Below are 12410 nucleotides of genomic sequence, written 5' to 3' on the forward strand. Positions count from 1 at the left end.
ATCTTTTTTCATTCCTTTTAAACTAGCCAAAAAACTCACTTGCTCTAAAACAGTTAATTTTGGCATTAAGCTCCGCTCTTCAGGCAAATAGCCAACAGAGTTATAGTCACGACTGGAAAAAGAATGACCATCAATAGTAATTTTTCCTTGGTATTTAACAAACTTTAAGATGCTATGAAAAAGAGTCGTTTTTCCTGAACCGTTTTTACCAATTAAGCCCAATATCTTTCCATTATCTGCCTTGAAGTTGATATCAAACAAAACTTGTTTGCTTCCAAAGCTTTTATTTAAGTTCTCTACTTGTAACATAATTTTTTCTTTCTAGGTAAATTTCATTAAAGTTAGTTTTAATTATATCAATATTTTTTCTTAAATATACTCTATTGGATCAAAAAAGCCTCTCAGTTGTCCAAATCTGAGAGGCTTTTTATCTTTATTTATACATATATTTTGCAGTAGCTTCTTTAGGATCCATTCCATTTCGAATCTTTAAAGCAAGTTCAATTGAAACATCTGCGATAATTGACTGCGGATCAATGACATTATATGGGTGATCTGGTGCTTTTTCCTGGGCAAGAGATAATTCAGTACATCCCAGTAAAATTACATTACATCCATATTCATCATGCATTGTTTTTAAAATTTTATGGTATAAGTCATGGTCAACAATACCTTTTTCCTTAATGTCACGATAAATCAGCTCATTAACCATTGGTTGAATTTCAGGACCACCTAGTTCAGCTTTTTTACCAACTCGTTCTAATTCATCCACATATAAATGATCATAAATAGAACCTTCAGTTGCAATTAAACCGATTTTCTCTTCTTTTGGAAAATCATCCACAAACTTGTGAACAGCAATACGCATCATATGTAAAAATGGTACATCAGTTAACGCTGCTAAGTCATTATAAAAGTAATGAGCAGTATTGCATGGCATTACGAAAAAATCAGGATTAAGTTTTGATTGACTTAAAACATCGTCCTTTAAATCATAGAAAAAATTAGGTTTACTATGATCCATAATGTATGCAGTTCGATCAGGAATTTGAGCATCATTTACTAAGATATAATTTAAATAGTCCTGATCCTTAGTAATCTTAACTCGGTGATTAATTAAACGGACGTAACTTTCAGTCGCAATTGTTCCCATGCCACCGATAATTGAGAAAAAGTGTTTCATCCCTATTCCTCATCATCTTTTTCTAGTTCATTAATTACACTTTCAGCAACTTTGATGTCAGTTGGATATGGTGTATCTACTCCACGAATCTTTTGGTATGGGTCGGCTCCCTTACCACAAATCAAAACAATGTCATCCTTATCAGACATTGCAATTGCATCATGAATTGCCTTTTCACGATCTAACTCAATTGTTACATCAACTTTTTCATGATCAATACCAGCATCAATTTCCTGTGCAATATCCATTGGATCTTCAAAACCAGGATCATCAGTTGTCAAAAAGGCTTTATCTGCATAAGCAGTTAAACTTTCACTAAAGCCTGGACGACGTGATACTCCTTTATCACCAGGAGCTCCAACAACTACGATGATTTTTGGATTGTTAAATTCACGCTGCATAAAGCTCATTAATGCCATCATTGAAGCCTTATTATGTGCATAGTCAACAATTACAGTACCATGATTCTTTGATGGCAAAGCTTCCATTCTTCCTGGAATAGTTACGTGACGAATGCCTTTAGCACATTCTTCATAATTTTCGCCAGCAAGTCCAGCACCAATAATAGCAGCAGTACCATTCATTTCATTGAAATCACCAATCATTTGAAGAGTGTAGTCACCAGCAATTGGTAATTTCTTAGCTTTATCGGATGCGCAGAACAATTTAAATTCAGTTTCTTTCATATCAGTTTCAACTGATTGGAAACGGAAATCAATTGGTTGCTTTAAGTTAGGATTTTCAAAATCATTTCTGGCAAATAGATAGATACTATCTGGATTAGTAGTAGTAGTTGCAGCTGCATAAATCTCATCAAAGTGATCAGACATTGCGTTGATAATACACTTACGTGAGTTAACCATTAATTGCAGTTTACAGTGCAAATAATCTGCAAAGTTAGGATGTTCATTTGGTCCAATGTGATCTGGAGTAATATTTAAGAAAAATCCGAGATCGTAAGTTAAACCAAAGACACGATTTTTCTTATAAGCCTGACTAGAAACTTCCATTACTAAATGAGTCATACCGTTATCAACAGCTGTTCTCATATCTCTGAACAAGTCTAAACTTTCAGGTGTAGTTAAACTCGCCTTAAATTTGTCTTCAGGCTTTGGTCCTACAATATCATCTACTGATGAAAATAGTGCTGTTCGACCACCATTAATTTGGTCAAGCATCCCCTTCAAGAAATATGCAGATGTTGTCTTACCCTTTGTACCGGTAAAGGCTACTACATACAAATCATCTTGCGGGAATCTGTAAAAGGCAGCAGATAAAAGAGCCATGGCTTTAGTTACATCTCTAACAACTAAAGCATGCATTCCTTTACCTTCTGGATATGGTTGTTCGGCTACATAACACGTAGCTCCACTATCTTTAGCCATTGACAAATAAGTAGGTCTAAAGCCTTTACCTTTACAGAAAAACAAAGTATTTGTTTTTATATCACGTGAATCATAGGAAATATAATCCATTTTAGTTGGAACCGCATCTTGAACAGCGCTTGATTTAAGCAAGTGGTGTTCCTTCAATATTAAGATGCAAGTGTTTAAAGAAATGCTAGAATCGCTCATTTTTTCTCCCCAATTTTTAAATCAATTCAGCCTAAATTATAGCACACCATCTTTTTTCTTTGGGCTATGGAGTGGTAGTTGAATAATAAAACTGGTTAATTCTGCCGTTGATTGACATTTAATATTACCACCATGCAAATCAACAATACTTTTGGTTATCGCTAACCCCAGTCCTGTTCCACCAGTTTTTAAATTTCTTGAACTTTCGACACGATAAAAACGATCGAAAATCTTTTGCAAAGATTTCTTAGGGATTTGTTCCCCATTATTTTCAACTCTAAGTTCTACAAATTCGTTATTTACCTTATTTGCAATTAAGTTGATTTCAGTTGCTCCATGTCCATACTTTAGAGCATTCGAAATCAAATTATTTAACATTCGCACAATCATCTTTGCATCTGCATCAATTACGAGGTCTCTTGGCCTGGTTATCACATTAAAAGTAATGTTTTTCTTTTCAGCTTCTAATTCAAAACCAGCAGCTACTTGTTCAAGCATCGAATTAACATGCAGCGGTGTTAAAACCAATTTATTATTTGTCGAAGAGCGCAGAGTAGTATATTCAAATAGATCTTCAGCTAGGGCCTTCATTTGAAGAGCTTTATCATAAGCTATTTGAATGTACTTAGTTTGATCCTCATTTAGCTCACTGCTCTTTAATAAGCCAAGATAGCCAATAATCGAAGTTAGTGGTGTTCTAATATCATGAGAAACATTAGTAATTAAGTCATCCTTTGATTGCTCTATCTGCCGTTCCTCTTCCATTGAAGCAACAGTACTATCAACTAACGCATTAATTGAATCAATCACTTTTTGCAAATCTGTCTTTACAACAAAGGGAATTCGATGATCAAAATGACCATCTGCAATATAGTGTAATTCATCAATAACGTGACGCAATTGCATTTGTCGATATCTTCTGATTAAGCGCCAGTACACTACAATGGCATCGCCGACTAACATAAAGCTAATAAAAAGCCGTTGCCAAGACCATAAATGCATCCCATTAGCAAAAGTAATAGTTTTCTTCAAAAAGAAAATTCCATTTTCTAATCTAGGATCATTTAAGACAGCTAGGTTAATCAAGATAATGATCGAAAGGTTCAAGAGTAAAAGCAAAATAACGGTTATTACGCCTTCACCGAAAAGTTCGCTTTTTTCTTTTGTGGTTAGGATTACTTTCTGCTTTTTCATCCCTACTAAGCCTCTACTTTATAGCCTACTCCCCAGACTGTTTGAATAACTTCTTCACCATCAGTTGCCTTTTGAATCTTATCACGTAAGTGAGAAACGTGTACCATAACAGTTTTTGCAGAAACAACTGATTCTTGTTGCCACACTCTTTCGAAGATTTCATCAGCACTAAAAACTCTATTAGGATGACTAGCAAGCATATATAAAATTCCAAACTCTAAGGCAGTTAATTGGATAACCTTACCAGTTAAAGTTTTAACTTCATGTGAATCTTTATTAATCACTAAAGGTCCTACTTCTAATACATCTGGCTTATCGTCTTTTACTTCTTTCTGGCTACGACGAAGAAGTGACCGTACACGTGCCATTACTTCTAATGGATTAAATGGTTTAACTACATAGTCATCTGCTCCAGTAATCAAACCTTGAATTTTGTCCATATCACTAGTTTTTGCAGAAACAACTAAAATTGGAATCTCCGAATCTTTTCTAACTTCCTTGATAACTTCAATACCTGACATTTGCGGCATCATAATATCAAGGATCATTAATGCAATTTCTGGATTAGTAGAAAGCTTTGTTAAGGCTTCTTTACCGCTATATGCAGCAATCGGTTCATAACCTTCATTTTTTAAATATATACTTAATAATTCAACGATTTCTTTATCATCATCAACAACTAAGATCTTCATGAGGATTGCTCCTTGTCTATAATTATTTATCACATAAAAAATCTATTATTAACATTCTACCTGTTTTCTTTCTAATTACCTAAATTAAACCACGTTTTTAAAGAATTATAAAAAATGGATCCGAGAAAAGTATCTAGGCTCCATTTTTAACTAATCTAATTCTTTTTTACCAGTGTACAACTCGTAGTAGTAGCCTTTTTGTTTTAAAAGCTCTTCATGAGTACCACGTTCAATAATATGACCATGGTCTAAAACCAAAATGAGATCTGAGTTAACAATTGTTGATAACCGGTGAGCAATAACAAAACTAGTTCTACCAGCAAGTAAGTTGTCCATACCGGCTTGAACCATACGTTCAGTTCTAGTATCAATACTTGAAGTTGCTTCATCTAGAATCATTACCGGTTCATCCGCAATCATCGCTCTAGCAATACTGAGCAGTTGCATTTGACCTTGAGACAAATCGCCGCCATCACCATCAATTACAGTTTCATATCCGTCATCAAGTTCATGAATAAACTCATCTGCATGTGCTAAACGCGCAGCTTGATATACTTCATCATCACTAGCATCAGGTTTACCAAAACGAATATTATCCATAATAGTCCCAGTAAAGAGGTGAGTTTCTTGTAAAACAATCGACAAAGAATGCCTCAAATCATTTTTTCTAATTTGAGAAATTGGAACACCATCATAGGTTATCTTTCCAGATTGAATCTCATAGAAACGATTAAGCATATTTGAAATAGTCGTCTTACCGGCACCAGTTTCACCAACTAACGCAACTTTCATTCCTGGTTTTGCATTAATATTAATATCGTATAAAATTTGATGTTCTGGAACATATGAAAAGTTAACGTGGTCAAAAACAATATGTCCCTTAATTGGTACTTTTTTAATGTCACCATTCTTTTCTGGAACATCCCAATACCAGCTATTCTTGACTTCCTTATTAGGAGACATGATAACATCGCCATTATCAACTTCAGAAGGCTCATCTTCTAGTTCAAAAATTCTTTGAGCACCTGCTAAAGCCAAAACAATTGAATTTAATTGTTGGGAAATTTGAGAAATTGGCATACTAAATTGACGTGATAATTGTAAGAAAGAGGCAATTGCACCTAAAGTCAAAGGAGCCCAACCATTAATTGCAGCCGCGCCTCCAATAAAGGCAATCAAAACATATAATAGGTTTCCCATATTACCCATGATTGGGAATAAAATTGTGGCATATGTATTGGCTTTTCCAGAAGCTCCACGCAATTCTTCATTAAACTTATCAAAGCCTTCTTCAGCTTCAGGTTCGTGAGAGAAAACTTTAATGACCTTTAAACCATTAAGCATTTCTTCATCATAACCATTAATTTGACCTAATTTATTTTGTTGAACTTTGAAGTAATAGCTAGATTTCACTGTTAAAAATCTAACAATTCCAAAGGACAAGGCAAAAATAATAAATGAGAACAAAGTCAATTGCCAACTCAAACTAAACATAGCTGCAATAACAAAAATTAAGCTTAATGCTGAGTTTAAGAATTGAGGTAATGATTGAGAAATCATCTGCATCAAGGTATCAATATCGTTAGTATAGCGACTCATGATATCGCCATAATTATTTTGATCAAAATAAGCAATTGGCAAAGATTCCATATGGGTAAATGTTTCATTACGAACACGGAACTGTACTTTTTGAGCTAACACTCCCATCAACATGCTAAACAAGTAATTGGAAATAAATCCAATTGCATAAATTCCAAACATTACTAAAATAGCGTTTAAAAGTGGTCCATAATTTGGAACTTTTTCATGTAAGAGTGGTGTTACGTAAGTATCAATCAGTCGCTCAATAAATAGTGACCCAATTACAGCAGAAGCAGCAGCCAAAACAATAGCAATTATTGAAACAACTAACATCCATGGGCTAGTTGTTAGAACTAATTTTAGTAAACGTCCCAGGACTTTTATCCGGTTTCCTTTAGGTTGTGTTCTTTCTTTTACTTGATCCATAACTTACTCTCACCTACTTTCCCGCATTATTTTCTTCTTGGAACTTAGCAATTGAACGATAAAGTTCATTAGTTTTCATTAATTCTTCGTGGGTTCCAATTGATTGAATCTTACCGTGATCCATAACAATAATTCGATCTGCATCCTTAATGGAAACAACTCTTTGAGAAATAATAATCTTAGTAGTATGTGGCATGTCTTTTGCTAAGGATTCACGAATTTCACGCTCAGTTGTCGTATCCACAGCAGAAGTTGAATCATCAAGAATTAAAATTTCTGGATTCTTCAAAAGTGCACGCGCAATAGTCAAACGTTGTTTTTGTCCACCAGAAACATTATTTCCGCCTTGTTCAATCATTGTATTATACCCATCTGGCATTTCACGAATAAAGCCATCTGCATGAGCAACCTTAGCTGCAGCTACAACTTCTTCATGTGTTGCATTTTCATTTCCCCATTTCAGGTTTTCTTCAACAGTTCCACTAAACAAAACATTCTTTTGTAAAACCATTGCAACTTTATCACGAAGGGCCTTCAATTCGTATGATTTAACATTATGTCCTGCTACTCTAACAGCACCAGATGTTACATCATAAAGCCGAGGAATCATTGAAACTAAAGTCGATTTAGATGATCCAGTCTCACCAATAATACCAATTGTTTCACCAGGGGTAATGTGTAGGTTAATATCCTCTAAAGCATAATGCTTCTCATCTGGTGAGTATTTGAAGTTAACATGATCAAAAACAATATCTCCATTAGTTACGTCTTTAAGAGGTTTTCGCGGATTTTCGATTGCTGGCTTTTCGGTTAAAACAGCTGCAATACGTTTACCACTAGCTTCAGAAATAACTAATTGAGTAGTGATCATAGCCAAAATATTCAAACTAAACAAAACAGAGTTTGAATATGAAAACATCGAAACTAATTGTCCAGTTTGCAAACTTCCACCAACGATTTCCTTAGCACCAAACCAGCAAATCGCTAAAGTAGAAATATTAAGAACTGCCATTACAACCAACGCATTAAGCGACATAATTTTCTGTGCTGTTGAGAATAACTTATAAATAAACCCTGAAGACTTCTCAAACTTTTCAATTTGAGATTCTTCTTGCACATAGGTCTTTACTTCACGAATTCCCCGAATATTCTCACGAACATCTTGGTTCATTACATCATATCCTCTAAAAATACGTGGGAAGTAAGGATATGCACTTTTAATAATTAATGCCAAAATTAAAACAAAGATAGGAGCAATTACCACAAAAATCAAAGATAGCCTTGGACTGATAATAATCGACATGATAATTGAAAAAATCAGCATTAATGGTGCCCGAACAGCAATTCTAATTAACATTTGATAGGCATTTTGAATATTGGTTACATCTGTAGTAAGTCGTGTTACCAAACTGGCACTAGAAAACTTATCGATATTGCTAAAAGAAAAATCTTGAATATGATAAAACATATCTTTTCTCAAATTAGCCGCAAACCCTGCTGCTGCGTGTGCAGAAACATAACTGGCACTCGCACCTAAAGCTAAAGAAATTAAGGTTAGTACGAAAAGAATTAGTCCCCACTTATTGATATAGCCCATATTTCCTTTCATAATACCTTTATCAATTAGAATACCAACCAAGTACGGGATCAACATTTCAATTAAAGCTTCACCGGCAACTAGGACTGGGGAAGTCAACGACAATTTTTTGTACTGTCTAATTGACTTACGCAACACATTAACCATATAAAACCCCCGTTCTTTACTTAAAAAAGATAAAAATAAATAGACGCCTCGCGCTGTCTATTCACTCCCCTAACAAATAAATTATTTGTTATCTTTATTTATACTGTAGACTAATTTAAATAAATAGTCACGTTTTTAATTTCGACGATTTTGTCTTCTAGCGGCAATTTCATTTTGACGCTTAATTTGCAATGGATCAACAACATGGTACTTTTGACGGAACCATCTGCGAACAAAGAAAGCAATTACCGCTAAAACAATGTAAACCCATGGATTCAAGACCGGGTTAATTACTCGCATAAATGGCATTGATGTAAATGTAATCCAGACCATTATAATCCCGAATAAAAATACACCTATCAAAATAATTTGCCACATTGGTGGACGTTTACTTTTATCTCTAGTAATTAAATCAGTGTAGGATGCCATTAAAATACCAAATAAAATTGTAACTGACGCAACAGTTAAAATTCCCATTTGTTGCATACTATCTTGTTGTTTAGAGCTGGTGTTAAATAGTTGTACTACACCAAAAAAGCCTGCAAAAATAACAAAGTATAATAAACCATTATCTACGGCATGCATCCAAAACTTAGTCTTAGGTGCTTCTTTTTTAGGATTAGCAATTTCAATTGCTTTTTCTCTTGGAGCTTTTTGATATAAGTTAGATGCTGGAATTCCCTTACGTTGCGCAACAATAATTTCTGGCAAAATTTGATCAATTGCTGGCTCTACTTGATCCATAGTATAGTTTTGATCTTCTGTCAAAAACTTCTCCAAACGAAAAATGTAATCTTGGTTTTTATTACTTAACTTATTACGCAACTCTTTTGGAGACATCTTTTTAATCTCTTCATCACGAGCATTTTGTTCATGCGCCTTTTTTAATTTTTCTTGTTGCGCATTATCTACTATTGAGTTCTTGGCAGCTTCAGTATTTTTACTTTTATTTTGATCTTTTGGATCCATTCAAAAAACTCCTAAACATTAAATCTAAATTCAATAATATCGCCATCTTGAACTACATAGTCTTTTCCTTCAAGACGAAGCTTTCCAGCTTCTTTAACTTTTTGCATGGTTTCAAGCTTATTTAAATCATCAAATGAAACAACTTCTGCTCGAATAAATCCACGTTCAAAGTCTGAGTGAATAACACCTGCAACTTGTGGTGCTTTCATGCCTTCATGGAAAGTCCATGCACGAGTTTCAGGACCACCAGCAGTAAAGAAAGTACGTAGACCTAAAATGTGGTAAGCAGCCTTAATCAAACGATCAAGCCCAGATTCTTCAACGCCTTCCATTTCAAGAAATTCCTTTCTTTCATCTTCATCCATTGAAGCAATTTCTTCTTCAGTAGCGGCACTAATTCCTAAAGCTTCTGCATTTTCACTTTCAGCATGCTTTTTGACAATTTGGTAATACTTATCGCTTTCTGGATCAGCCATTGAACTTTCAGCAATATTAGCAACATAAATAACTGGTTTAGAAGTAAGTAAGAATAGTCCCTTAACGATCTTTTGTTCATCTTCATTAAAGTCAATTGAGCGAGCAGCCTTACCTTCTTCAAGAACTGGTTTTAATTTATTTAAAACGGCTAATTCAGCCTTAGCTTCCTTATCGCCTTGCTGAGCAACCTTTTGCACTTTTCCAATTCTACGGTTAACTGCATCTAGGTCCGCAATCGCTAATTCAAGATTAATTGTGTTGATGTCTTCTTCTGGATCAACCTTACCAGTAACTGAAGTAATGTTGTCATCATCAAAAGCTCTTACTACGTGAACAATTGCATCAGTTTGACGGATATTTTCGAGGAACTTATTTCCAAGTCCTTCACCTTTTGATGCGCCTTTTACCAAACCAGCAATATCAGTAAATTCAAATGTAGTATGAACAATCTTCTTAGCTGGAATTAATTCTTGAATACGAGCTAGACGACTATCTGGAACTTCAACCATCCCCACATTTGGCTCGATTGTGGCAAATGGATAGTTTGCCATTTCGGCACCAGCTTTAGTAATCGCGTTAAACAAAGTAGACTTACCAACATTTGGTAATCCAACAATACCTGCAGTTAATGACATATTATTCTCCTCTTAATTGGTTTTATTCAAAGTGTGGTACAGCAATATTTTCCTTAGGAACATAATATCCCTCTTTTAAGTTAACAGGATCATTTGCTGCATGCAGCACTTTTTTTAATTTTTTATTGAATTCTGCTCGAGGCATCATAATTAAATGACCACACCCTAAGCACTTAATGCGAATGTCTGCACCCATTCGCAAGATTTCCCACTTATTTTCACCACATGCATGTGGTTTTTTCATCTGTACTACATCGCCCAAATGATACATGAAAAATCACTCCTATTAATTATTTATCTAAATTAATTCCTAGTAAATCCAAAATTCGATTTAATTCATCCGTTGATGAAAAATCAATGGCTAAATGACCATTTCCTTTTTTACCTTCGGTAATATTTACACTAGTACCAAATTTATCAGTTAATTGTGATTCACTAGCCCTAATGAAAGCTGATTTTTTAATAGCTTTTTTCTTAGGCTTATTTTCTTTTTCGTTTAATTTAGCTACTAGTGACTCTAATTGACGAACTGTAATTCCGTTCTTAACTACTTTTCTAGCCAAGTCATCAATACTGTCCTTATCTTTCAGACCAAGTAATGTTCTTGCTTGCCCCATTGATAGCTCTCCTCTTTGAAGGAGCCGTTTTGTTTTTTGAGGCAAAGTAAGGAGGCGAAGATAATTAGCAATATAGGGGCGAGATTTTCCTAATCTTTTAGAAACTTCTGCTTGAGTTAATCCCAAATTCTTTTGCAGCATCTCATAAGCTTGCGCTTCTTCTAATGGTGTTAAGTCTTCACGTTGCAAGTTTTCTAAAACTGCAACTTCCATCATTTGTGCTTCATCAAAGTCTCGGATGATGGCTGGAATTGTTTTCTTCTTAGCTAACTTAGAAGCACGAAAACGACGTTCACCGGCAATAATTTCGTAACCATTAACGGATTTCCGAATAATAATTGGTTGGAAAACACCATTTTCTTTAATCGATTCGGAAAGTTCCTTTAAGCTTTTATTGTCAAACGTTTTTCTTGGTTGATAAGGATTAGGTCTAATTTCATCTAAAGAGATTTCAGTAATCTCCTCAGTTTCTTGAACTTGTGGGCTCTCATCAAATAAAGCTTCTAAGCCTCGTCCAAGACCACGTTTTTTAGGTTCTTTAGAGTTTTTTACCATGAGCTTTCAACACCTCTTTTGCTAGAGAATCATATACTTGGGAACCGCGAGATTTTGGAGCGTATTCCGTAATTGGTTTACCATAACTTGGAGCTTCAGCTAACTTGGTAATTCGCGGAATAATTGTCTTATAAACCTTTTTATTAAAGTAAGATTGAACTTCTTTAACAACTTCTGCTCCTAAATTAGTTCTAGCATCCAGCATGGTTAGCAATACACCTTCCACACCCAAATTCTTGTTAAAGTGCTTTTGGACTAAGCGAATTGTATTCAATAACTGGCTTAGGCCTTCCATTGCATAATATTCACTTTGAACTGGGATCAAAATCGAATCTGAAGCAGTAAAAGCATTGATTGAAAGCTGACCTAAAGATGGAGGACAATCGATCAAAATAAAGTCATATTCATGGTTAACCTCATCGATTCCCTGCTTCAATCTTGTTTCACGTGCCATCATTGATGTTAATTCCATTTCAGCACCAGCTAATTGAATAGTAGCAGGAACTGCATCTAAATTTTTAGTTTCCGTATGATGAATGGTTTCAGATAAAGGAATTTCATCAATCAAAACATTATAGATATCTTTATCTACAGTTGACTTTTCAATACCTAAACCAGAAGTTGCATTTCCCTGGGGATCAATATCAACTATTAAAACTTTATAACCATGATTTGCAATGCTGGCACCTAAATTAATCGTCGTCGTTGTTTTACCAACGCCACCTTTTTGGTTAGCAACCGAAATAATTTGAACCATATCTAC

The 12410-nt window shown here is 34.7% G+C and carries 12 protein-coding genes; all 12 read right to left on the reverse strand.

What is annotated here, in order from left to right; genetic code table 11:
- Positions 1 to 309: ATP-binding cassette domain-containing protein (locus tag Q9R40_RS05535; RefSeq protein ID WP_304676861.1), on the reverse strand; the 309-nt coding region annotated here is incomplete at its 3' end.
- A 124-nt stretch (positions 310 to 433) separates the two neighbouring features.
- Entirely contained in the window at positions 434 to 1183 is a 750-nt protein-coding gene (locus Q9R40_RS05540; protein WP_135014198.1) for an aspartate/glutamate racemase family protein, read from the reverse strand.
- A gap of 2 nt (positions 1184 to 1185) precedes the next feature.
- A complete protein-coding gene (locus tag Q9R40_RS05545; protein ID WP_004898025.1) occupies positions 1186 to 2757 on the reverse strand; it encodes a UDP-N-acetylmuramoyl-L-alanyl-D-glutamate--2,6-diaminopimelate ligase in 1572 nt (523 codons plus the stop codon).
- Between the two features lie 36 nt (positions 2758 to 2793).
- Entirely contained in the window at positions 2794 to 3951 is a 1158-nt protein-coding gene (locus Q9R40_RS05550; protein ID WP_011162523.1) for a cell wall metabolism sensor histidine kinase WalK, read from the reverse strand.
- A gap of 5 nt (positions 3952 to 3956) precedes the next feature.
- Positions 3957 to 4643: a response regulator transcription factor gene (locus tag Q9R40_RS05555; RefSeq protein WP_003649950.1), complete on the reverse strand. Its 687-nt coding sequence runs from the start codon at positions 4641 to 4643 to the stop codon at positions 3957 to 3959.
- A 150-nt stretch (positions 4644 to 4793) separates the two neighbouring features.
- Positions 4794 to 6650 (reverse strand): ABC transporter ATP-binding protein, encoded by a 1857-nt coding sequence (locus Q9R40_RS05560; protein ID WP_304676868.1) that lies wholly within the window; start codon positions 6648 to 6650, stop codon positions 4794 to 4796.
- A 13-nt stretch (positions 6651 to 6663) separates the two neighbouring features.
- On the reverse strand, positions 6664 to 8394 hold the full coding sequence (locus Q9R40_RS05565; RefSeq protein ID WP_023599996.1) for an ABC transporter ATP-binding protein: 1731 nt from the start codon (positions 8392 to 8394) through the stop codon (positions 6664 to 6666).
- Positions 8395 to 8529: 135 nt separating this feature from the next.
- Complete coding sequence (locus Q9R40_RS05570) at positions 8530 to 9363, reverse strand: DUF1129 domain-containing protein (RefSeq protein ID WP_304676869.1); 834 nt, start codon at positions 9361 to 9363, stop codon at positions 8530 to 8532.
- Positions 9364 to 9374: 11 nt separating this feature from the next.
- The gene (gene ychF / locus Q9R40_RS05575; RefSeq protein ID WP_304676870.1) at positions 9375 to 10475 is read right to left on the reverse strand and encodes a redox-regulated ATPase YchF; all 1101 of its coding nucleotides are present in this window, start codon (positions 10473 to 10475) and stop codon (positions 9375 to 9377) included.
- Positions 10476 to 10497: 22 nt separating this feature from the next.
- On the reverse strand, positions 10498 to 10746 hold the full coding sequence (locus Q9R40_RS05580) for a DUF951 domain-containing protein (RefSeq protein ID WP_304676871.1): 249 nt from the start codon (positions 10744 to 10746) through the stop codon (positions 10498 to 10500).
- 19 nt (positions 10747 to 10765) lie between these two features.
- Positions 10766 to 11647, reverse strand: coding sequence for a ParB/RepB/Spo0J family partition protein (locus Q9R40_RS05585; RefSeq protein ID WP_300591777.1), 882 nt, complete (start codon positions 11645 to 11647; stop codon positions 10766 to 10768).
- Entirely contained in the window at positions 11631 to 12404 is a 774-nt protein-coding gene (locus Q9R40_RS05590) for a ParA family protein (protein WP_260316692.1), read from the reverse strand. Before Q9R40_RS05590 ends, Q9R40_RS05585 begins: the two co-directional genes overlap by 17 nt.
- Positions 12405 to 12410: the final 6 nt, after the last annotated feature.

The organism is uncultured Lactobacillus sp. (assembly GCF_948948975.1).
Taxonomy (GTDB): Bacteria; Bacillota; Bacilli; order Lactobacillales; family Lactobacillaceae; genus Lactobacillus.